This window comes from Bacillus sp. FSL K6-0268 (assembly GCF_038005425.1).
Taxonomy (GTDB): Bacteria; Bacillota; Bacilli; order Bacillales; family Bacillaceae_G; genus Bacillus_A; species Bacillus_A thuringiensis_S.
On sequence record NZ_JBBOTF010000001.1, the window covers coordinates 1,721,346 to 1,744,667 of the forward strand.

Genomic DNA, 23,322 nt, shown 5'->3' on the forward strand with positions numbered 1-23,322 from the left:
ATGCCTTATAATGATTTCGTTACTTTTACTCCGAAAAATCCATCTACATTTACAAGTTCACCATACGCCACTAATACATCATTTACATAAATACGAATCGGTTCATCAATATCCTCATCTAGTACAACTGCTTCATTTTCTTGTAAACTTAATATATCTTGAATCGTTTTCACTGTACTTCCAAATACAAATTTCACGTTCATTTCTACATTTTGTAGAATGGACGTGTCCATATATACTGGCTCCATTTGTTTTACTTCTTTAAATTCAATAGGTTGCACAACTGGTTCTACAATTTTTTCTTCTTCAATTTCTTCTGTGGCAATCTCTTCTTCTTCCACCATTGGATACAGAAGTCGCCTTACCATTTCTTTCGCTTCAGAAATCGGCAAAATTTGATACATTTTCGATTGAAGCAGATCACCAATTTCAAGATTGAACGTAATTTGAACGAGTTCGTCCACTTCCATTGACTCTCCCAAATACTCCATTTCTTCTTTTAACGTTACAAATTTAACATTTGGCGGCGTCATGTCCATTTTTTCTTGAAACATTTCTGACATCGCCGTAGCAGCATGCCCCATCATTTGGTTCATAATCTCTTTAATACCGCTCAGTTCTAATTCAGTCAACTCTTTTTCCGGATCAACTTCCCCTGTTCCCATCATCATTAAATCTACCATTGTTAAGGCGACATCTTTTGTAAATACGAATACATTCTCATTCTTTAGCCCTTCAACAAAGTCGACATTTAAAATAACAAATGGTACTGGTACTCCATCATAATGCCGAACATTGATTGCTTCCACATTTGGTGTACTAATTGTAACTGGCTGATTTAAAAGCGTTGACAATACTGTTGAAGCGGAACCAATTGAAATATTTGCAATTTCACCAAGCACATCTTTCTCTTCTTGTGTTAAATGCTCTTTTTCAACTTCTTCTACAATCTCAGTTTCCACTACTTCTGCTGTCTCGTCTTTTTCTTCTACTCCACCAGATAATTGCATTAATTTATTTACCATTTGTTTCGCATGCTCAACAGAAACAATTTGTACAAGTTTAGAGTTTACAAGATTATCTATCTTTAAATCAAACGACACTTTAACAATCGTATGATTTCCATCGATTTCAGAGATTTTCTCCATTTCTTCTGATAACTTTACAACTTTAATCGTCGGCGGAGACATATCTACTGTATCTTGGAAGAATTCCGACATAGATGTAGCTGCGAATCCCATCATTTGATTCATCGCTTCTTGTACAGCACTTAGCTCTAATTCACCAAGTTCTTTTCCGTCCTCCACCTCGCCTGTTCCCATCATCATTAAATCAGCAATAGACAATGCAACATCTTGCTTAAGGACAAGAAGGTTTTCCATATCTAATCCTTTTGTAAAGTGAATGTTTAATACAACATGTGGAACTTCGACATCTCTTGAATCATATAAATCTACCAACTCTATGCGAGGAGCAGTAATGCTTACTTGCCTATTTAAAATTGTTGATAATACAGTCGAAGCTGAACCAAATGATATATTTGCAATTTCGCCAAGAATATCGCATTCTTGAGGCGTTAAATGCTCATTTTCTTTTTCTAGCACAATCGTGCTCGTATCCCCTTTTGTGTGTTGCTCAGGCATTTTCCCTGCCTCCTCATTTCTGTTTTTCTATCAAATGATATAAACTCTCATTTGATTTTAGCAAACTTATTATATAAAACGTTAATATGTATTTATTGCCATTATTAGAGTAGTAACGATTAGTCAAAAAGCTCCCCAATTGTATACAAGTGGGGAGCTTTCCTTCATTCCTATTATAAACCTTCTGGGTTTAAAATGAGGACCACTCGTCCATCACCGAGAATCGTCGCACCAGAGAAATAATTAGAACTCTCTGCAAAGAAGTCACCTAATGACTTTAAGACTATTTCTCTTTGACCGATAATTGTGTTTACAATAAGTCCATAGCTGCGATGTGTATTACGAACAATTAACACAGGAACCATTTGACCATCATATGACGCAAACGCCTCATCTACTGTTTTTTCACCAAATACAGTACTTAAATGTTTCACTTCAATAATTTGATTACGATAATTTAACACATCTTTTCCTTGTAAGGATTGGATGTCTTCTTTCTTAATTCGAATTGCTTCAACGATATTTCCAAGAGGTAAAGCATAACGCTTATCATTCGTTTGAATAAGCATAGATTGAATAATAGACAACGTTAACGGAAGTTCAATTCTAAATGTACTTCCCTTTCCTTCCTCAGAATCAATAATTAAATGTCCACCTAAACTATGAATCGTATGTTTTACAACATCTAATCCGACACCGCGTCCAGAAAGATCTGATACAACTTCAGCTGTACTAAATCCTGGTTGGAAAATAAGATCAAACACTTCACGATCTGTTAATCTATTCGCATCTGCTTCAGTTACAACGCCATTTTTAATCGCTTTTTCTAATACTTTCCCTTTATTAATACCGTTTCCATCATCCGTAATTTGAATAACGACATGATTTCCACTATGAAAAGCTTCTAATTTAATAGTACCTGTCTCATTTTTACCTGCATCACGTCGTTTTTCAACAGTTTCAACACCGTGATCGATTGCATTTCGAATTAAATGAACGAGCGGATCACCGATTTCATCAATAACAATTTTATCTACTTCAGTATCTTCACCTGTAATTTGTAAATCGATTTTTTTCCCTAAATCTTTCGCTAACATACGTACCATACGCGGGAAACGATTGAACACAGTTTCAATTGGCACCATACGCATATTTAATAGTACATTTTGAATATCTTTTGAAATATCGCCTAATCGATTTAAATGTTCAATTAGTTCCTTGTTTTGAATCGTTTGAGCCAATTCATCAATGCGCCCACGTTCAATTACACTTTCTTCAAACATATTCATTAATCTTTCAATTTTCTCTAATTGAACACGAATTGAACGATTCTCCACTTTAGCATTTTTCGTTTTTGTAGTACTTTTAGCTGGCTGATTCGTTGCCACTATCGGTGATTCTACCTGCGTAGCCACAGCTGGTTGTAGCGTTTCTTCTACTTGCACAACTTCTTGTGTAACGACTTTTTTAGAAGCTACTTCCCTCGATATAGGTTCTCCTTGCTTTACTTCCACTTTCTCAATTTCAGAAACATGAAGTACTACTTGTTTCAATTCTTCTATACTACAATCCGTATCCATAAATACTGTAAATTCAAATCCGAAAGCATCTGCTTCAATTTCTTCAATACTCGGAGCTGTTTTTTGTATATTCCCCACATTTTGTAATGCTTCAATACACATAATGGCACGTACTGCTTTTAAAATTGCTTGCTGTTCAACTGTTATATGCACTGCATGCGAAACTGCATCATCGTTGTCTATATGATTTTGCTCTATATGTTCCGTAGTAGTTTCTACATTACCGTTCAATAATGCTTCTAATTTCTGTTTAGTTGAGACTACATCAATATTGCCCATTCCACCTTGTTGCACATCTGCAACCATCTTCTCCAAATTATCAATGCACTCAAAAATCACATCAATAATATCCGCATTTACAACTATATTCCCATGACGAATTTCATCTAACACATTTTCCATCTTATGTGTTAAATCAGCCATCTCCGTAAATTCCATACTCGCAGACATACCTTTGAATGTATGAGCGGAGCGGAATATTTCTCCTACAACATCCATATCAGCAGGATTTTGCTCTAACACTAGCACATTTTCATTTAGCGACTGTAAATGTTCTTCTGACTCTTCAAAAAATATATTTAATAGATCTGTTTGCATTTTTATCCCCTACCTGTCTAACAAACATTTCATTTATGTATAACAATTTAGTGTTTTATAATGAGAAAAAAGGGGGCCACACGTCGATCCGCTATCACTGTTTTGATTCCTTGTGGCACCCCTTCTATATTAACTATTTGCTACTTTTGTTAAAGCTTCAATTACACGATCCGCTTGGAATGGCTTTACAATAAAGTCTTTTGCCCCGCCCTTAATTGCATCTAATACCATACCTTGTTGTCCCATTGCAGAACAAATAACAACCTTTGCACTTGAATCAATTTTAATAATTTCTTTTAATGCTTCAAGCCCATCCATTTCTGGCATAGTAATATCTAATGTTACAATATCAGGTTGAAGTTCTTTATACTTTTGAATTGCTTCTACCCCATTCTCTGCTTCGCCAATAACTTCAAATTCAGCATTACTTTTTAATAAGTTTTTAATCATCGTTCGCATAAACATCGCATCGTCTACTACTAAAATTTTATGTGCCATTCTTTTTAATTCTCTCCTTCTATGTATAAATATATCTTAATATTTCACCTTATCATTCTCACTCATTATACAAAATAAAATGATAAAATTTAATATTTTTTTAAAAGAATTTTCGTATTTTTATTATTTTATTATTAAAATAATAATATACTACTCTTTTATATAAATAACAACGCGACGGTTTTTTTCCCAGTTTTGCGGTGAATCATTTGGTACAATTGGCTTTGTGTCTGCATATCCTACCGCAGCTAGCCTTTTATCATCCACATTATACACTTCAATTAAATGGTGAATCATATTTGCCGCTCGTGCTGAAGATAACTCCCAATTTGAAGGGAATTTCTCGTTATGAATAGGTCTACTATCTGTATGTCCCTCTACAACAATTGGGTTAGGTACGGATTGAAAAAATCCAACTAATTGACTTATTATCCCTTTCGCTTCGGGCTTAACGTTTGCATCGCCTGTATCAAATATTAAATTATCTACTATAACGACGCTTACCCCTGTATCCTCTCGATATACATTCACTTGACTAATACCGTTATTATCTACATACGCTTTTAACTTCTTATATAATTCATCCATTCTCTTTTTTGAGATCATCTTTTCATCATTTTTTTCATGTGAAATATCCGGTATTGTATTTTCCATTACTTTTGCATCTACTTGCCCCGTATCACTAAACTTTTCAAGCATCTTTGACAATTTTACTGCATCTTGCTTTGATGTAGCAACTAGTAATACAAAGAAAGTTAATAATAACATTGTTAAATCTGTAAAAGTCGTCATCCAACGAGGCGATCCCTTTTGCGGTCCTTTACTCATCATACCACTCCTTGAAATATTAGGCTGCTCCTTTTACCTTTTTTACCTTTGTTTCGTATACGTATGTATCCAGTTTCAACTTTAATTTAGAAGGGATTTGTCCACGATACAATTCTGAAATTGCTTCTATTACAAACTTCTTCTCTGTATATAAATCTTCAATACCACGATATACTTTTTCCGCAAGAGGGATTGCAATCATATTCGCAAGTACGGACCCATATAATGTCGTTAACATCGCAACTGCCATCCCTGTACCAATTTGCGATGTATCTTGTAAGTTTTGGAGCATAATGATAAGACCGATTAACGTACCAATCATTCCCCAAGCTGGAGCAAAATCACCAATTTTATCTAATAATGCTGCTCCTTTTCTTAACTCATACACTTCCGTTTCAATATCTTTCAGTAACACTTCTTTTAATTCATCTTCATCGTAACCGCTTAACATTAATCGAATTCCTTTTTGAATAAAAGGATTGTCTACTTGCTCTCCATCAACCTCTAAAGAAAGCAAGCCGTGCTTTTTAGACTTTTTCGAAAAATCGACAAACAAATCCGTTAACTGTTCTAAATCTTCTTCTCTTCTATGTAAAACAGTAAAAATGCTTTTCGTATATTTTTTTATTTCTCCAAATCGATATGCCACAACAATTGTCGCTGTTGTTCCCCCTATGACAATTAAAATAGATGAAACATCTAAAAAGTTTTTAAAAGCTTTTATTCCACCGCCGCCAAGCATAATTGCCGCTATCACTATAATGAAACCTACTATAATGCCCACTGGGCTAGAAATATCAAACTTCCTTTTTCTTCTTTGTGATCTAGCTAATACTTGATTTTTCTCTCCCATATTTCTGCCCTTTCCTTTCCATTTTTATATAATATTTTTTTATTTTAATAATACGTTTTCACATATAACATGTATTATACGCTTATCATCTGTTTATCGCAATATACTCATGAAATTGACACATTTCATTTCTATATTAGAATTATAGTATGGATAAATGAGGAGGATCACGATGGAACACAACATTTTACAAGTCATTGCATTAGCAGAAAAACTAAAATATGAAATGCGACATAGCTGGCTTTCTAACGGACGTCAAGAAAGTGTTGCCGAACATACATGGCGTATGTCTCTAATGGCTATTTTAGTTGAACCTTATTTGGATCAAAAAGTAAATATTGAGAAATTACTTAAGATGGTTATTATTCACGACCTAGTCGAAGCCGAAGCTGGTGATATCCCTGCTTTTGATACGATGAATAGTCACGAATTACAACTACAAAAACAAAAAAATGAACTAGAAGCTATTTTAAATATTAAACAAACATTAACAAGTTCTCTCGGTGAGGAATTATATGACTTATGGATGGAGTTTGAAGCGAAAGAAACGTACGAAGCAAAAGTTGCTAATGCACTCGATAAACTTGAGGTGAAAATCCAACATAACGAAGCTGATATTGATACGTGGTTACCAATTGAACATAAAATGACATTCCAAGTAGCAAAGCATACAAACTTTGATTCTTTCCTATCTAAATTACAAAAAATTATTGAACAAGATGGAGAAAAGAAGTTAATTGCTGCCGGTATTGATGTTGAGGCATGCAAGCAATAATGAAATAAGACACTCAACAAGAGTGTCTTATTTCATTATTGTTGATATAGCCTGCTTATAAATAAGCTGTTGTTTTCCATCCACTAATATTAAAACTGTAAATTTATCTACTCCAACAACTTTTCCTACTATTCTAACGCCACTCTTTAAGAAAATTGTAACTGTACCTTTTTCTTCTTTTATTTGTTTATACAATTCTTCCTGTAAATGTTCCAATTACTGTCCTCTCCTTCTCGTGAAACATCTTAATATAAAAAACTATAAATTTTTTATTTATGCACTTTGTCTTTTCCATTCATAAACTTATTAATTAGTATATCTAAATCTCGGCTAAATAACAAAACTTTATCATGATCCAATCCGTGTCTCGCAACAAGTTGAATTAACTCTTTCTTTTTGTTTTCTATTTTATTTTGTAATTGTCCCATCTCCATCTCTATACTAAAACTCCCTTTTCCCATAATATTACTTGTAAAATTATAGTACATATTCTCTCATAAAAAAATAAAAAAATGGTTTTTTTTACAATTTTTTATTTTTTTATGCCTAAATTACGAATCACGTAAAGGTTCATTTACAAATCACTAACATACAATCCTAATGAATCTACAGGCATTTGTCTAATTATAAATGAGACTGGCTCGTTTTCTATACAAAAAACATACTGTATATAGTAGTCCATGAACCATATAGATTAACTTACTAAAAAGGAGGAAAACATATGAGTTATGGTGGAAGTTGCGCTGGTTTCGGCGGTGGATTTGCTTTGCTTATCGTACTATTCATCCTTCTAATCATCATCGGATGTAGCTGTTGGGGTGGCGGCGGATACGGATATTAATATATCCTATCCTTGACAAATGAACTAAAAACTATAGAAAAACAGCTCATATTTGAGCTGTTTTTTTCATACTTTCGTATGAATTTATATCCCTCTTATTTGCGATTTCAACTAACAAAATATCGTTTAATATGGAATAAGAAACATTTTTCACTGATATAAAAGATCGTTATACATACATATTACAAACAAAAATTATTTTAACATTAATTCTTGTCGGCATTTCATGGGGCATTATTGGAGGCGCTTATCAGCTACTCCTAACGATCTATGCCGAGAGAATTTTCCACACTAACATTGGAATTTTATATACAGTTCAAGGCATTGGGCTTATGATTGGAAGCCTTCTCGTTAATCTTTATATGTCTCATAATAAAGAAAAAATGAAAAAAGTATTCGGTTGAGCCTAATTATTACAAGGAATTTTCTTTCCCGGATTCATTCTATCCGATCAACTTATTATCGGTATCGTTACTTTATTCTGTATGCGCATAGCAGGAGGAATCCTCGTTCCACTTGATACGACATTACTTCAAACTTACACACACGAAAATATGATGGGTAAAGTTTTTTCATTCCATTATTCCGTTTACGGATCTCTTATTCAGTTATCTATGTTTTTTACAGGAGGGCTGTTAGAAATTCTTTCTCCTCAAATAATTGGCAGTTTATTAGCTACATGCTGTATTTTTGTAAATTTTATATGGCTTTTCTTGTTTATCGCGGGGATCTCAGTGAATAATCTAATGATAATCAATAGATTATTCACTGAGATCCCATTCATTATTTGTTTCCCAATAATAAAATTGCTTAAAAATGTCAGTCTAATTTTTTAGTTAATGATCCTTATATGGCAACACTATTTGAGAAAAAACTAGATATTTATGTTAAAATATAAATAAGTTTGTGAAAGTTTGCACTTAAATAAGAGACTTCAACTAGTTAAACTTGATTAAAGAGGAGGGCTGTTTTGGGTATCACATTCATTTTCATATGTATTATATTAGTGGCTTCTATTCTGCAAGCAAGTACAGGTTTTGGCTTTTCCATAATGGCAACCCCTTTCTTACTTATGTTATTTTTACCACAAGAAGCTATACAAATAAACATTATTTTATCTTTAATTATCTCCATTTCACTCATTTGGAAAATAAGAATGGACGTTGATTTTGTTCTACTGAAAAGGTTTATTTTGGGAAGTATAGTTGGTGTACCTTTTGGTATTTTAATCTTCATTTCCGTTAACATAAACACTTTTAAATTAGCAGTTAGCATCCTACTCTTACTATTAACATTGTTGCTAATATGCAAAGTTAAGGTTAGATCAACACAATCTAGAGATTTCATAGTTGGTGGATTATCTGGTCTTTTAACGACAAGTATCGGTATGCCAGGTCCTCCCCTGTTACTTTATTTTACAGGAACTAATACTGAAAAAGAGAAGTTAAGAGCAACTACATTAGCTTTTTATCTGTTTATATATTTCATTAGTCTAGTAACTCAAATACTCTTTACTGGCACAAACAAAACCATTTGGGAATCAAGTTTTTATGCCATTCCAATTTTATTTTTAGGTTTGTTTATAGGTCAAATTATTTTCAAATGGCTTAATCAACGGATTTTTAAAATATTTACGTATATCCTTTTAAGTTGTACGGGTATGTATCTTCTTATTGAAAGTTTGCATTTATTATAGAAGTTGCTTTAGGTTATGCATTAAGAATTAGGTTTCGAATGAAATATCATGATATATTTTTAAACGTGATAATGTAAAAAGCGGCTATTATGCCGCTTTTTACATTATCAAATTGGTCGATATTAAACCAAATGACAGTAAATACATCGTTATAACAATCATCCACATATTGTTTTTCAATAGGGTTACTTAATGATTTATGAATAATGTACAAAATTAATTTTCCATATTGATCAATCACTTCTTTCAAAGCATCTTGATCATGTTTTTTCATAGCTATAATTAAATCCTCTTCAGAATTGAAAATCATAAGCATCTTCCTTCCTCAGTTCCCCTTTAGCAGCTGCTTTTACTTACTATTGGCATTTCATTCTCTTTTTCTATCACTTTTGTAAAAAATTATTAATTTTTATTTCTATGTATATGATAACAAACAAAATACCTAAGTTCAGAAAGAATAAAGAACTTTCTGGCCTTAGGTATTTCTCCTTCCAAAAAAGGCAAACCCACATCACAGGTTTGCCTCTTTACTCACTTCTTATTTAAGCCTTTTTCACTTAAAAACTCTTTCATATGCATTCTTTTTTCTTTGGACATAAATGAACTCATTGATTCCGTCCACGTTACGTTTTTTTGATTTGATGATCTTTCTTTGTAATACGCGCTCATCGTTTCATCATATTCATTTAGTAATTCATCATATTTCTGTTCATTATATCCATTTTCATGAAGAACTGCTGCTACTGGTAAACGTGGTTTAACTCCATGTTCTTCATCTGGTACACCGACTGTCATTCCGAATACAGGATATACTTTATCCGGTAAATGAAGCAATTCGCTCACTTCTCTCGGATTATTACGAATACCACCAATATAACAAATACCGTAGCCTAATGACTCTGCCGCTAGTGCTAAGTTTTGCGCAAAAAGTGATGCATCTACCGTCGCAACGATAAAGTCTTCTACTCCCTCATGCTTTATCTCTGTACCATGTTTTTCACATGCAATTTCAAGTCGTTTTAAATCTGCACAACAAATAAAAAATGCTGCACAGTCTTTCACATGGCGATTTCCGGATAGCTCTGCTAGTTTAGCTTTTAATTCCTGATCTGTTACATATATAACAGAATACGCCTGTACAAAATGTGATGAAGCTGCATGTTGTGCAGCGTGCACCATCTTTTCTACTACATCTTTCGGAATGGATTCTTCTTTATATTTACGAACTGAAACATGTTGCTCCATCTTATGTATCATCTCATTCATGAAAATCACTCCTTTTTTCTCTTCATAATGAAAAATTAACATACCTTTTTCAATATTCACAACTTATAAGCACAAAAAGAGCAATTCAAAAAGAATTGCTCTTTTTTAAAACGTTTATCAATACGGTAAATGAAATTATACTTATCTTATTACGCCGTTTTCAAAACTTTAATACCTCTGACGATATTCCAAATAAAGTAATAAATTCCTACAAGAATGAACACTGCATATGTGATAATCATTCCAATTCCAGCACCGTCAGATTGATCGAAACCTAAACCGTACATTCCTGATACTGCTAGTCCTCCAAATAAGATTGCGTATGGGAAAACATGTGACCAAAATGCTTTTTTCGCGTGATACTTCACTTCATCTTCTGCAACAAAGTACACGATAATTGGTAGTAAAAATGGTGCAAAAAATATACTAAAGTAACATAACGAAGATAAAATATTATTTCCTTTCATCCGATTCACCTCTAAATAGTTTTTGTTACCTTCATTATGTCAGGAAACCATTCCAGAAACTATCGCTTTACCTTTCACGAACGTGACATATTTGTAAGATTTTCCTCTAAAATAATCCCGCCTGAAATTTCAGGCGGGATTATTTTCTCTATATTCGATTCATAAACCAATATTGTGTAATTGCTAAATATTCTCGTACATTCGATGGAATGATGATTGGTTTCGGTGTTTTTGCCGGAAGACCTTCTAATTGTAAACCTTGTTTGGCCGCTATTTTTTTCGCTCTAAACATATGAAAATCGTTTGTTACGATCATACCTTTTTTCATATCGGCTGGTATTAACGGTTTTGAGAATGTAATGTTCTCATCTGTGCTCGTAGATTTGTCCTCCATTATAATACGGTCTTCTGCGATGTTTTGTTTTATTAATCCTTGTTTCATTGCTAATGCTTCTGAAATGTCTTCACCTTTTCCTTGTCCGCCAGATACAATAGCAATTGTTTTCTCATGTGATTTTAAATATTCAGCTGCTTTATCAATACGATATTGCAATGAATAAGATGGTTTCGTCCCATTTACTTTCGATCCTAGTACAATTATGTAGTCAGCATCGTAGGTTGCATTCATATGCCCATGCTTATAAATGTGATATTGTAAAAAACCCATATACACGGCGCAAATCATTATGACAACTAAAATGCACTTCATTATTTTCTTCTTTCTCATATTCATATACTCCTATTTTCTTTTACTTCCTTCATGATAATATCCATTTATTTGTTTGTATACAGACAGATTTCAATAAACCCTAATTTATCCTCTGAAAGGTAATATTTATATTACTTTCGGGAATAGTAAGTACAACTTTACACGAAGGAGTGTCTCTATTGCTTCTCTTTTTATGTAACGTGTCGTTCTTTTTTATCTTATTTTTACTATCGCTTAAGTTACTCGGTAAATCCGCGTTAGCACAACTAACTCCTCATGATTTTGGGGCTATAATTTTTTTATCTTATTTAGCTTTCCAGGCCATACCCGTCTCTGGTGCTTTACAAGCATTTCTCGGTATGGTTGTTATCACATGTTTACATTTACTCCTTACAAAATTAAGCCTATTTAACAAACTAAATCGCTTTATTCTCGGACACCCTATCATTTTAATTAAACATGGTGATATTATTTTTGAGAACTTACAAAAAAGTAGATACCCCATTGCAGAACTCCTTTCTAATCTTCGCGTTGCAGGTTATCCAAGTGTTCATGAAATTGAATACGCTATTTTAGAAGCGAACGGCGCTATTAGTATTTTACCAAAAAGAGAACTTGTACCATTAACTCCAAAAGATTTAAACATAGATGTTAAGTATGCTGGGTTACCAATTGCCCTTATCGTCGATTCACAAATTCAATATGATAACTTAAAGTTAATACATAAAAATGAAAAATGGTTATATAAAGAATTAAAAGAAAAAGGAATTACAAATATTAAAAACGTTGCCTTTGCTTCTGTTCAAGAAACGGATGGATCTTTTGCGATTAGTTTAAAGGAATAAAAAATCCCCTTAATTGCTTAAGGGGATTTTCTTCATCATATCGCTTCTTTCTCTCCTGCCATATTTAATGGAACAGGATGTTTTATACGATTCATCGTAAATACGATAATCGCTGTCATTACTTCCGCAACTGGCATAACGAGCCAAATTCCGTTTATCCCAAATAATTTTGGCATAATCCATAACAATGGAAGAATAAATAGTAATCCTCGGCTCATTATAATAAGTACTGATTTCTTCGTTTGTCGCACTGATTGGAAGTACTCTCCATACACAATGTTATAACCTAAAAATACGTATTGGATAAAGAATAAACTAATACCTGTTAAGGTTAACTCCAATAATTCTGGAGATTGAACATCAAATAAACCAATGATATATTTCCCGAAGAATAATCCGACAATTATCGCAACGCCTCCGAGGACAACTGCAATTTTCACAGCAAACTTCAATCCTTCACGCAATCTTTCTGATAAGTTTGCACCATAATGGAAACTAGCAATTGGTTGCAATGCAGCACCTACACCGAAGAATAGTAGTAATGTCATTGCATGAATACTATTCACCATCGCATAGGAAGCTACTCCTACTTCTCCTGCATATTGGACGAATGCGATATTAAAACCAATCGTTACGATTGCAACCGTACTTTCTGCTGTAAAACTTGGGAAACCAATCACCATAATTTGTTTGACAGTATCCCATTCAAAATGGAATTTCGTCCACTTTAAGATACTACTTTTTCTAAAGAAATGAGTTAATAATACAAGGAAACCAATCGCTGCCGAAAGAATAGTCGCTGAAGCAGCACCTGTTACGCCCCATCCAAAAATAAAAATAAAGATGTAGTCAAACACGATATTTAATACAGCCGTTACAACAAGACCTGCCATCGCTAAATTAGGATTTCCATCATTTCGAATAAATGTACTTAAAATATTTTCTAAAACGTATATCATTCCAAATGTTAATAATACGTGTAAATAGTCTAATGCATACGGTAAAATCACTTCATTTGCACCAAATAAGTATGCTAAATCTTCTATTCTCCATAAGCAAATAGCTGCTAAAACACCTACGATAACAACTGCTACCGTCATTGATTGAGTAAAAATAGACCTTGCTCTCTCTCGTTTATTTTCACCTAATGCAATGGAATATAACGTTGCCCCGCCCATTCCAATCCATAATGAAATAGAGAAGAAAATCGAAAAGGCTGGAATAGCCACGTTCACTCCTGCTAAACCGTTCGCCCCAACTCCTCTACTAATCATAACCGCATCAATTACAATATTCACTGACATTAATACCATTCCGAGGACGGCTGGTATTAAATATGAAATAAATAAGCTTTTTATCGGTTTTTCTCTTAACTTTTCTGTTGCTTCCATACTCTAATATGCTCCTTTTTTTCAACTCTCTTTTCTTAGTTTAAACCTTCAAGTAACTTGAAGGTCAATAGAGAATTAAAAAATAAGTAACTTAATTATCGTGTTTGATCCTCATTTGTAATTATACGAGTCTTACAACTTATTGCTTTATTTTTTCATTATAGGAATTTGAATTTCTGTTACTTGCTCCTCAGGATCTTCTGTTACAGACCAATCAATCAATCCAATCTCAATCGAATCTCCATGTACTTCGTAACCTTCTTTATCAATGTATGTAAGTAACTCCTTGTACGTTGCATCTGTTTCTTCATATGGTCCATGATGATAAGAACAAGCATATAAACCTTCTTTAATTTCATCTGAAGTATGCACTTCATACGGCATATAATCCAAAAGAATAAATACACTGCTATATGCTTGAAACTCATTTTGCATTAATCCTTTTTTCGCAACAGTTACACCAATATCTCCAGAAAATAAACTATCATCCATTTGCCTCATATTTTTTTGCAACGAATGGATGTAGTACTCAAACATATCATCCGTCGTATTCGGGGCAACCGCAATTGCTGTAATTTTCCGCTGCGGGATCTCTTTAATTACCATTTGTTCAGCTTTTGCTTTTGTTGCTTCCTTAATTAAATGAATTCTATGCTCCATTTTCGCCAAAGCATACTCAATTTCTCTTTGTTTTTTCAACATCATTTCTTGTTGTTTTTCCAGTAAATTGAGTGCGTATGCTGGATTTCTTTCATCAATATATTTTTTAATTTCCTTTAATGGAATGTTTAATTGGCGTAAAAACTTAATCGTATCTAATAGTGAAAATTGATCGATTGTATAATAACGATAATTCGTTTGAGGATCAACAATGGACGGATGAAAAATTCCTTTTTCATCATAATACCTTAATGTAGATTCTGCGATATTATGCATTTTTGCCATTTCTCCAATTGTAAAACGTTTATTTAATAACATCTTTTATTTCCTTCCATTTCTATTTATTTCATTATATGTTCATTTTGTCTTCAAAACAAAAAAGAATTCCCATACGAGAATTCTTTTTTTACTATTAAACCTCTATTATTATAGGAAGAATCATCGGCTTTCGTTTTGTATTTGTATATATATACTTCCCTAACGCTTCTCTTACCTCCCTTTTCAAAATACCCCAGCTATTCACATTCTCTTTCTTTAAATTATTAATTGTAATAACAGCTAATTTATTTAATTCTCTTAAAAATTCTTCTGAATCACGAACATAGACAAATCCACGAGAAATAATATCAGGACCTGAAATTATTTCTCCATCCACTTTATTAAAAGTAATAACTATAACGAGCATTCCATCTTCTGAAAGTTGTTTACGATCACGTAATAATGCATTTCCAACATCTCCAATTCCTAATCCATCTACATATATATTTCCTGCCTGTATTCTTCTAGATTGAATTGCCACTTCATTACTTATATCTACAACATCTCCATTACGTACGATAAAGATATTTTCCTTTTCAATACCAATTGATTCTGCTAACAAACTATGGTGATGTAGCATTCTAAACTCTCCATGAATTGGAATAAAATATTTTGGCTTCATTAATGTAAGCATTAACTTCAACTCTTCTTGATATGCATGACCGGATACATGCACTCCAGTAGAACTACCTGATCCGTAAATCACCTTTGCTCCTAATGCAAATAAATTATCGATAATTCGAGAAACGTTACGTTCATTTCCTGGGATAGGGGTCGCGGCTATAATAACCGTATCTTCTGGTAAAATATCCACTTGTCTATAGTTTCCACTCGCTAAACGCGCTAAAGCTGCCATCGGTTCTCCTTGACTTCCTGTACAAAGTATCGCTACCTGCTTTGGATCTAAACGATTTACCTCACTCGCTTCAATTAACATGCCGTCTGGAATATGTAAATATCCTTTCTCTAGAGCAACTTCTACTACATTTACCATACTTCTCCCGAGCAAAGCCAATTTTCGATTTGTTTTTATACATGCTTCAACTATTTGCTGAACACGATTCACATTAGAAGCAAACGTAGAAATAATTACTTTTCTATTTGCTTTCATAAATATTTCCTCTATCCGTTCTCCTACTGACCTTTCTGATGGAGTAAAACCTGGGCGTTCTGCATTTGTGCTTTCAGATAATAAAGCTAGTACACCTTCACTTCCTATTTTAGCCATTTTATGAATATCAGGATGTTGATTATTTACTGGTGTTAAATCAAATTTAAAATCACCTGTATGTACTACAGTACCTTCTGGTGTATGAAAAACAATACCGAGACAATCCGGAATACTGTGGTTCGTTTTAAAAAAGGTTGCCTTAATAGAACCACAATCAATTTCTGATTCTGAATGAATAACGATTAATTCCGTATCATTTTGAAGATTGTGTTCCTTTAATTTAATTTCAATTAAACCTAACGTTAACTTTGTTGCATAGATTGGTACATTTAGTTGTTTTAAAAAATATGGTATTCCGCCAATATGGTCCTCATGCCCGTGCGTTACTACTAAACCGCGAATTTTTTCTTTATTTTCTTGTAAATATGTGACGTCTGGAATTATTAAATCAATCCCTAATAAACTTTCATCTGGAAATTTAGACCCACAATCAATGACGACAATATCATTTTCATATTGGATAGCATACATATTTTTTCCTATTTCATTTACTCCACCTAAAGCAACAATAGACAAGTTATTTTTTAATGAATTCAAATGATAAAGCCTCCTTTTCACATTTATAATTCGTGAAATAGCATTTAGGCTTTATTATTTGTAATGAAAAAGGACTTCATACTATTTTATACATATAAAATTCACACGCTACTCTTACACCTATATCTCAATAAGACAGCTTCTTCCCCAAAAAGCTCCCATTTTTTCATTGATTTTTTATAAAATCTATTATATATTAATTACAGGTTCAAATTACGAGTTCAAAAGAACTTGTAATCAGACCCTTTTGTTTAATGGGTTTTACATATTTTCATTAGGCAAATTCCGAGAAATCGTATGATAAAATTAAAAATGACGAGGAGAGGATCAGATGGAATTCGAATTTTTCTTTCAAATTGCACTTATTTTATTAAGTACAAAGCTTGCTGGTGATCTTAGTGTTAGATTAGGTCAACCTTCTGTGCTAGGTAAATTAATTGTCGGTATCGTTATCGGCCCAGCTATATTAGGTTGGATTGAAAATTCAGAGCTTCTAACTCAATTAAGTAATGTCGGTGTTATTCTTTTAATGTTTATGGCAGGACTTGAAACAGACTTAGATGAATTAAACGCAAATCGCAATTCTTCTTTAGCAGTTGCACTCGGGGGTATCATTCTTCCATTCGTAGGTGGTTACGTTTCCGGTCTTGTTATGGGAATGGAACAAGGAAACGCTGTATTCTTAGGGTTACTTCTGTGCGCGACAAGTGTTAGTATTTCCGTTCAAACACTTCGTGATTTAGGTAAAATGAAAACACGTGAAAGTACGACGATGCTTGGAGCCGCTGTATTTGATGATATTCTTGTTGTTATTTTATTAGCATTCGCAATGAGCTTCTTAGGCACAGATGATGTTAACTTAACAATGATTATCTTGAAGAAAGTAGTATTCTTCGCTTCTATTATTTTAATCGGATGGAAAGGTGTACCAGTGATTATGCGCTGGTTATCACCACTACGCGTATCTGAGTCTATCGTGAGCGCAGCTCTTATCATCTGTTTCTCATTCGCATATTTCGGCGAATTATTAGGAATTGCTGGTATTATCGGTGCTTTCGCTGCTGGTATTGCAATTTCTCAAACAAACTACAAACATGAAGTAGAAAAGAAAGTAGAACCAATTGCTTACGCTATGTTCGTTCCAGTATTCTTCGTTAGTATCGGTATGAATATTACATTTGACGGTATTGGCAATCAAATTTGGTTCATCCTAGCATTAACAGTAATCGCTGTATTAACAAAACTAATTGGTTGTGGTGTTGGTGCACGCATGACTGGATTTGATGCAAAGTCTTCTGCAATTATCGGTTCTGGTATGGTTTCTCGTGGTGAAGTTGCACTTATCATCGCAGGAACAGGACTCTCTTCAGGTCTATTAGCACAAGATTACTTTACAGCAATCGTTATTGTCGTTATTTTAACTACAATGATTACACCACCAATGTTAAAATACACTTTTGGTGCTAAAGATAAAGCAATGAATGAAAGCAAGTAAATAAGTTTACTATAATAAAAGGAGATTGCTATCTTATAAAATAGCAATCTCCTTTTTGTTTTACCCTTAAACAATCTCGTTCTTTTTTAACCATTTTTCAAAAATAATTCGTGCTTCTTCATCATCGATATCATTACTAAATGAATACACCTTAATGCCATAATCATCTATATATTCGCCTAGTTTCATTTCCTCCACTTTCTTATAAAAACCGTCTACCTCATAGTGCGGAAGATAAGCATCCCAAACTGGTTCATTTATTCTTTTGTACGCCGTCACTTCTAAATCATATCCATCTTCATAATATCCGATGTGATAATGTTTGTTCGGATCATATTTCTCCATTAAAAGTCCCCTCCTACTAAACAAAAGCGAGCCTTATATTACAGCTCGCTCCTCTCTCTATTTATTAAATACGTTCCATCGCCGTCTTCAAAGTTCCAACAACAAAGGCAATTTCTTCACTTGAAATAATAAGCGGCGGTGCTAATGTTAAGACGTTATTATATCCTGCTGTTGTCATACCGTTGCGTCCTATAATTAAGCCCTTTTCTTTACAAGCATTTACGACACTTGCAATTTTTTCGTTATCAATTGGCTCTTTCGTCTCTTTATCATTTACTAGTTCGATTCCAACTAATAGACCTTTTCCTCTAATATTCCCAACAAGCGGATGTTCTCCAATTTCATCTTTTAGTTGCTCTAATAAAAGGGAGCCCATTTGTGCAGATCGCTCGATCAAATTTTCATTTTCCATAATCTCTAAATTTTTAAGTGCTAATGCACAAGCTGCTGGATTTCCACCAAATGTATTAATATGGCGGAAAAATTCATATTCTCCTTTACCTTTAAAAGCCTCATATATTTCTTTTTTCACAGCCGTTGCAGATAATGGTAAATATGCGCTCGTAATGCCTTTTGCCATTGTAATAATATCTGGCTTCACATCATAATTCATAAATCCAAATGCTTTTCCTGTACGCCCGAAACCGCAAATCACTTCGTCACTAATAAGCAAGGCACCGTGTTTTTGACACGTCTCATGAACAGCTTTCATATAGTCTTGTGGTGGCATTAATATGCCACCGCCTGTGATAATTGGTTCCATAATAAAGGCGGCAATTGTTTCACTTAATTCCCACGTCATAACACGATCGACTTCTTTCACACATTCTACATCATAAATATGCTGCCCTTCAATCTCAGGCATACGGTAACAATCCGGTGGTGTTACATGTAAAAATCCTGAAGCAAACGGCTCATATTGATATCTACGCTGCGCTTGTCCCGTTGCTGCCATTGTCGCCATTGTATTCCCGTGATACCCGCGATAACGTGACATAAATTTATAACGATGTGGTTCACCTTTTTGAGCATAGTATTGCCTCACTATTTTAAAAGCTGTTTCGTTCGCTTCTGAACCACTATTTGAGAAGAAAATAACATACTCTCCCCCAAGCCACTCATTTAACTTTTCAGCAAGCTTTATAGCTGGTTCATGAGATTGTGACATCGGAAAGTATGATAATGTTTGTAATTGCTTATAGGCCGCTTCTGCGAGCTCCTTTCTTCCATATCCACTATTCACACACCAAAGACCACTCATACCATCTAAATATCTTTTTCCTTGTATATCTTCAACCCAGCACCCTTCAGCTTTTGCCCCTACCATTGTACTATTTGGACTAAAGGGACGCATTCCGTGCCAAACATATTGCTCATCTTTTGCTAATAATTCATCAGTTTGCTTCGTTTTCATCATTACTTCCACCTTCCATAACAACTTATTTTTCAAAAAAGCTGCGCTGGTGCCATGATGACTTAAATTTCTCCCTGCTATTTTCATTCCACAAAATTAAGACAAATCCTACTTACAAATCAGTAATATTTACAAGAAAATGACAAAAGAAAAAAGAGCTTTTCTTATCTATCGAAAAGCTCCTCTTTTATTTAATGTGAAGACGCATCACTAATACCGTGACCAGTATTAGATTTCACAAGAATTTCATCAAATTTCGCTACATCTTCTTTCTTACTAGATAAAACAGTTCCTAAATATGCTGCAAGAAATCCGAGCGGAATTGAAATAATTCCTGGTGTCGTATATGGGAATATCGCTTCCCCAACAAAAATAGCTTTTCCAGCTACAGGGTTCCAAACATTCGGACTCAACGCTACGAGAACAATTGCTGATACGAGCCCTACAATCATACCGGAAATAGCACCCGTTGTATTAAAACGCTTCCAATATATTGTAAATAAAATCACTGGTAGATTTGCACTCGCTGCAACTGCAAATGCTAATGATACTAAAAATGCTACGTTTAATGTTTGGGCAAATAATGCAAGTATGATAGATAGTATCGCTACTCCAATAGATGCATACCGAGCCATAGATACTTGCTCTTTTTCTGTTGATTTCCCTTTGCGAATGATCTCATTATAAAAATCATGAGCGAATGCTGATGCTGCCGTTAATACGAGACCTGCCACTACAGCCAAAATTGTTGCAAAAGCAATTGCTGATACGAAAGCAAATAAGAAATCTCCACCTAACGCTTTTGCTAATAAAGGTGCCGCCATATTACCAGCTGGGTTCGCTTTAATAATCGCTTCATTTCCTACAAAAGCCGCCGCACCAAATCCTAAGAAAATCGTCATAATATAAAATGCACCAATTAACCACGTCGCATATACGACAGATTGACGTGCAGTTTTTGCATCACGTACTGTAAAAAAGCGGACAAGTATATGTGGTAATCCAGCTGTACCAAGTACTAGTCCTAAATTTAAAGAAAGTGTATCAAGACCATCCTTATACTTTACACCTGGATTTAAAAATGAATCTTTTAATGGTGTAGCTGTTTTCATTTGAGCGAACATTTCAGTCACGCTGAAGTTGAATTTTGCGAAAACGATAACAGAAATAATAAACGTACCAGCCATAAGTAATACAGCAGCCTTTACAATTTGTACCCAGCTCGTTGCTGTCATACCACCAAAAATAACATACACCGTCATAAGTGTTCCAACGATTAATACAGATGTCGTATATTCAATTCCTAATAATAATTTAATAAGTGCACCCGCGCCAACTAATTGTGCAATCATATAAAAGATAGAAATCGTCATCGTATTAAGAGCTGCGACTCCGCGAACTTTTTTCGCATCAAAGCGTGCTGCAATCATATCCGCCAAAGTGTACTTTCCTAAATTTCTAAGCGGTTCTGCAACAAGATATAGTACAACTAAATAAGCAACTAAAAAACCGATACTATAAAAGAATCCATCAAACCCAGTTAATGCGATTGCTCCGGCTATACCAAGAAATGAAGCAGCAGACATATAATCTCCAGCAATGGCCAGACCATTTTGCCAACCAGTTAATCCCCCTCCAGCCGTATAAAATTCACTCGCATTTTTCGTTTTTTTCGATGCAAAATAGGTTATGACAAGCGTACCAAGAACAATAATTAAAAATAGTGCAAACGCAGTAGTATTCAAGTTCAGCCCCTCCCTTTTTGCATATCTTGCAGAATTTTTCGGGAGATTTCATCAAATGATTCTGCTTTTTTGCTATAAATCATACATAGTGCCCATGTCATGATAAATTGGGAAAAAGCAAATACCCACGCCCATGTAACGTCACCAAATGCAGGTGTATTGAGCACCTTTGAATACGATGTTAAAATAGGTAATGCGATAAAAAAACTAAAAAAGAAAATACTCATTGGAATGATAAACTTCTTTTTCGTATTTAATAACAATTGAAATTCTTCCGACTGAACGACCTCTGTATAATTCACCTCATTTTGCAACTTACGTGCTGACGTATCATCTCGTTTCATTAACCGATCCCCTCTCTTACTTGAAATGCAATTCCCCCTTGCATACCTAAAGACTAAATTTTATAAATATTCAGAAACTTATACTTATTGTAGACAATCCGTGCATTCATGCAAAGATTTTTTGATAGACATTTTTCGGCAATTTCCCCTAAATTTTTAATATACTTTTTCAACATAAAGTGACACCTTACTTATTTTTTCCTCATTAAGACAAAAGCAGTGCTTAACGCACTACTTTTGTCTTTTTTTCCTTTTCTAAATTACGAGCTGTTTCGCTTAACTCAACCTCTTTTCCGTCTTTAAGTGTTCCAAATATAAAATCGAATACTGGATTTGAAACACCGAACCAAAACTTTTCGTTTTTATAATGGTGTAATATATGTTGTTTTTTTAGCCATCTTCCAAACTTAGTGACGGGACGAATCGGTCTATGGGCAATATAATGTTTCCATTCGTAAACGAGCAGCATAATAATCATTCCGATTCCAAATGAAAGTGTAATAGTAAGACTTTTTGTAATACCATATGCTATAAGTAAATATATAGTAAAACTAGGTATACTAAACCATACAGGTAAAAACAAAAGTTTTAAATCATCTGGATATACGTGGTGATCATAATGTAATCTTCTTAACATTTTTAATAGAAATGTGTTTTTAGGTGGCTTTATATGGAATAAAAAACGATGTGTCATATATTCATTCAGTGTATAGAAAACAATTCCAAACATACATGCTAACATGCCAAACCACGTTAAAAATTGCATTTTTAAAATAATAATGAAAATAAATAGAATGCTATACATAATGACGATATCATATTGTAAAAAGAACTCTTTCCCCACTTTCTTCATCTTGTTTCCCCCTTTTCCAAAAAAACAGCCGCAACATATCGTTACGACTATTTCTTTTCTATTCTTATTCTATTCACTTTACAAATTTGCCTGCTGTTCTATTGTCGAGAAAAAATTGTTTGGTCCAAATATATTTTGCTTTGGAATAATATGTTCCACTGCAAACACTGTTACTTCTCCTCTTTGCACTTCTCCAATAATGAGACCAAATATTTGATGATTTACTGCAAACGTCGGTTGCTTTGTTTGTAGCAATCTTGCAGCATTATGAAATACTGCTTCATATAGTGGATTTCTATCAGTAATTTCTTTTCGGATTTTTGGCGCTAACGTAATTATAATTTCTTTTCCGTCAATAGTGGTTCGATACATAAAAATCTCCCCTTCAATC

At 33.9% G+C, this 23,322-nt stretch carries 25 protein-coding genes and 1 pseudogene; 6 read left to right on the forward strand and 20 right to left on the reverse strand.

Features of this window, described 5'->3' with window-relative positions; all coding sequences use genetic code 11:
- Positions 1-5: 5 nt before the first annotated feature.
- From MHI28_RS08660 to MHI28_RS08680, 5 genes are all read right to left on the reverse strand, one after another.
- Positions 6-1,643, reverse strand: coding sequence for a flagellar motor switch protein (locus MHI28_RS08660; RefSeq protein WP_001115006.1), 1,638 nt, complete (start codon positions 1,641-1,643; stop codon positions 6-8).
- A gap of 173 nt (positions 1,644-1,816) precedes the next feature.
- Positions 1,817-3,820 carry a chemotaxis protein CheA gene (locus MHI28_RS08665; RefSeq protein ID WP_001192626.1) on the reverse strand — a complete coding sequence of 668 codons (2,004 nt, stop codon included), beginning with the start codon at positions 3,818-3,820 and terminating at the stop codon, positions 1,817-1,819.
- A 129-nt stretch (positions 3,821-3,949) separates the two neighbouring features.
- The gene (locus tag MHI28_RS08670; protein ID WP_000940568.1) at positions 3,950-4,318 is read right to left on the reverse strand and encodes a response regulator; all 369 of its coding nucleotides are present in this window, start codon (positions 4,316-4,318) and stop codon (positions 3,950-3,952) included.
- Positions 4,319-4,468: 150 nt separating this feature from the next.
- A complete protein-coding gene (locus MHI28_RS08675; RefSeq protein WP_000033627.1) occupies positions 4,469-5,146 on the reverse strand; it encodes an OmpA family protein in 678 nt (225 codons plus the stop codon).
- A 19-nt stretch (positions 5,147-5,165) separates the two neighbouring features.
- Positions 5,166-5,999 carry a flagellar motor protein MotP gene (locus MHI28_RS08680; RefSeq protein ID WP_000504194.1) on the reverse strand — a complete coding sequence of 278 codons (834 nt, stop codon included), beginning with the start codon at positions 5,997-5,999 and terminating at the stop codon, positions 5,166-5,168.
- Between the two features lie 172 nt (positions 6,000-6,171).
- Between MHI28_RS08680 and MHI28_RS08685 the strand changes: the two genes are divergently transcribed.
- Entirely contained in the window at positions 6,172-6,774 is a 603-nt protein-coding gene (locus MHI28_RS08685; protein WP_000400770.1) for an HD domain-containing protein, read from the forward strand.
- A gap of 27 nt (positions 6,775-6,801) precedes the next feature.
- Here MHI28_RS08685 and hfq read toward each other — a convergent pair whose 3' ends face one another.
- Together hfq and MHI28_RS08695 are read right to left on the reverse strand one after the other, a co-directional pair.
- Positions 6,802-6,990 carry an RNA chaperone Hfq gene (gene hfq, locus MHI28_RS08690; RefSeq protein WP_000400667.1) on the reverse strand — a complete coding sequence of 63 codons (189 nt, stop codon included), beginning with the start codon at positions 6,988-6,990 and terminating at the stop codon, positions 6,802-6,804.
- A gap of 53 nt (positions 6,991-7,043) precedes the next feature.
- Entirely contained in the window at positions 7,044-7,262 is a 219-nt protein-coding gene (locus MHI28_RS08695) for an aspartyl-phosphate phosphatase Spo0E family protein (protein ID WP_000291690.1), read from the reverse strand.
- Between the two features lie 233 nt (positions 7,263-7,495).
- Between MHI28_RS08695 and MHI28_RS08700 the strand changes: the two genes are divergently transcribed.
- From MHI28_RS08700 to MHI28_RS08710, 3 genes and pseudogenes are all read left to right on the forward strand, one after another.
- Positions 7,496-7,615 (forward strand): YjcZ family sporulation protein, encoded by a 120-nt coding sequence (locus MHI28_RS08700; RefSeq protein ID WP_000120179.1) that lies wholly within the window; start codon positions 7,496-7,498, stop codon positions 7,613-7,615.
- 140 nt (positions 7,616-7,755) lie between these two features.
- Positions 7,756-8,343, forward strand: a pseudogene (locus MHI28_RS08705) (MFS transporter); the annotation flags it as partial.
- A gap of 242 nt (positions 8,344-8,585) precedes the next feature.
- The gene (locus MHI28_RS08710) at positions 8,586-9,311 is read left to right on the forward strand and encodes a sulfite exporter TauE/SafE family protein (protein WP_000513088.1); all 726 of its coding nucleotides are present in this window, start codon (positions 8,586-8,588) and stop codon (positions 9,309-9,311) included.
- A 46-nt stretch (positions 9,312-9,357) separates the two neighbouring features.
- On the opposite strand, the gene MHI28_RS08715 is transcribed toward MHI28_RS08710, so the two are convergent.
- The 4 genes from MHI28_RS08715 to MHI28_RS08730 all read right to left on the reverse strand — a co-directional run bounded on the left by MHI28_RS08715 (position 9,358) and on the right by MHI28_RS08730 (position 11,771).
- Positions 9,358-9,621: a hypothetical protein gene (locus MHI28_RS08715; RefSeq protein WP_000577070.1), complete on the reverse strand. Its 264-nt coding sequence runs from the start codon at positions 9,619-9,621 to the stop codon at positions 9,358-9,360.
- A 221-nt stretch (positions 9,622-9,842) separates the two neighbouring features.
- Positions 9,843-10,577: an oxygen-insensitive NADPH nitroreductase gene (nfsA, locus tag MHI28_RS08720; RefSeq protein WP_001004528.1), complete on the reverse strand. Its 735-nt coding sequence runs from the start codon at positions 10,575-10,577 to the stop codon at positions 9,843-9,845.
- Between the two features lie 149 nt (positions 10,578-10,726).
- Positions 10,727-11,044: a DUF4870 domain-containing protein gene (locus MHI28_RS08725; RefSeq protein WP_000678054.1), complete on the reverse strand. Its 318-nt coding sequence runs from the start codon at positions 11,042-11,044 to the stop codon at positions 10,727-10,729.
- Positions 11,045-11,192: 148 nt separating this feature from the next.
- Complete coding sequence (locus tag MHI28_RS08730) at positions 11,193-11,771, reverse strand: YdcF family protein (RefSeq protein ID WP_001227671.1); 579 nt, start codon at positions 11,769-11,771, stop codon at positions 11,193-11,195.
- A 161-nt stretch (positions 11,772-11,932) separates the two neighbouring features.
- Here MHI28_RS08730 and MHI28_RS08735 point away from each other — a divergent pair, with 161 nt between their 5' ends.
- Positions 11,933-12,598 carry a DUF421 domain-containing protein gene (locus tag MHI28_RS08735; RefSeq protein ID WP_000923923.1) on the forward strand — a complete coding sequence of 222 codons (666 nt, stop codon included), beginning with the start codon at positions 11,933-11,935 and terminating at the stop codon, positions 12,596-12,598.
- A 35-nt stretch (positions 12,599-12,633) separates the two neighbouring features.
- Here MHI28_RS08735 and MHI28_RS08740 read toward each other — a convergent pair whose 3' ends face one another.
- The 3 genes from MHI28_RS08740 to MHI28_RS08750 all read right to left on the reverse strand — a co-directional run bounded on the left by MHI28_RS08740 (position 12,634) and on the right by MHI28_RS08750 (position 16,735).
- Positions 12,634-13,989, reverse strand: coding sequence for an MATE family efflux transporter (locus MHI28_RS08740; RefSeq protein ID WP_000388401.1), 1,356 nt, complete (start codon positions 13,987-13,989; stop codon positions 12,634-12,636).
- 147 nt (positions 13,990-14,136) lie between these two features.
- Positions 14,137-14,967 carry a MerR family transcriptional regulator gene (locus MHI28_RS08745; protein WP_000925914.1) on the reverse strand — a complete coding sequence of 277 codons (831 nt, stop codon included), beginning with the start codon at positions 14,965-14,967 and terminating at the stop codon, positions 14,137-14,139.
- A gap of 94 nt (positions 14,968-15,061) precedes the next feature.
- Positions 15,062-16,735: a ribonuclease J gene (locus MHI28_RS08750; protein WP_001086700.1), complete on the reverse strand. Its 1,674-nt coding sequence runs from the start codon at positions 16,733-16,735 to the stop codon at positions 15,062-15,064.
- Between the two features lie 331 nt (positions 16,736-17,066).
- On the opposite strand from MHI28_RS08750, the gene MHI28_RS08755 reads away from it, so the two are divergent.
- A complete protein-coding gene (locus MHI28_RS08755; RefSeq protein WP_000393875.1) occupies positions 17,067-18,230 on the forward strand; it encodes a cation:proton antiporter in 1,164 nt (387 codons plus the stop codon).
- Positions 18,231-18,296: 66 nt separating this feature from the next.
- Here the strand turns inward: MHI28_RS08755 and MHI28_RS08760 are convergent, their stop codons facing one another.
- The 6 genes from MHI28_RS08760 to MHI28_RS08785 form a co-directional block, all read right to left on the reverse strand.
- On the reverse strand, positions 18,297-18,575 hold the full coding sequence (locus MHI28_RS08760; protein ID WP_000417071.1) for a DUF3986 family protein: 279 nt from the start codon (positions 18,573-18,575) through the stop codon (positions 18,297-18,299).
- Positions 18,576-18,639: 64 nt separating this feature from the next.
- A complete protein-coding gene (locus MHI28_RS08765; protein ID WP_000850980.1) occupies positions 18,640-19,989 on the reverse strand; it encodes an aspartate aminotransferase family protein in 1,350 nt (449 codons plus the stop codon).
- Between the two features lie 191 nt (positions 19,990-20,180).
- A complete protein-coding gene (locus tag MHI28_RS08770; RefSeq protein ID WP_340827760.1) occupies positions 20,181-21,734 on the reverse strand; it encodes a solute symporter family protein in 1,554 nt (517 codons plus the stop codon).
- A gap of 2 nt (positions 21,735-21,736) precedes the next feature.
- Complete coding sequence (locus MHI28_RS08775) at positions 21,737-22,078, reverse strand: DUF485 domain-containing protein (protein ID WP_000817366.1); 342 nt, start codon at positions 22,076-22,078, stop codon at positions 21,737-21,739.
- Positions 22,079-22,301: 223 nt separating this feature from the next.
- Complete coding sequence (locus tag MHI28_RS08780) at positions 22,302-22,931, reverse strand: sterol desaturase family protein (protein ID WP_000755405.1); 630 nt, start codon at positions 22,929-22,931, stop codon at positions 22,302-22,304.
- A 78-nt stretch (positions 22,932-23,009) separates the two neighbouring features.
- Positions 23,010-23,303 carry a hypothetical protein gene (locus MHI28_RS08785; RefSeq protein ID WP_000286367.1) on the reverse strand — a complete coding sequence of 98 codons (294 nt, stop codon included), beginning with the start codon at positions 23,301-23,303 and terminating at the stop codon, positions 23,010-23,012.
- Between the last annotated feature and the right edge of the window lie 19 nt (positions 23,304-23,322).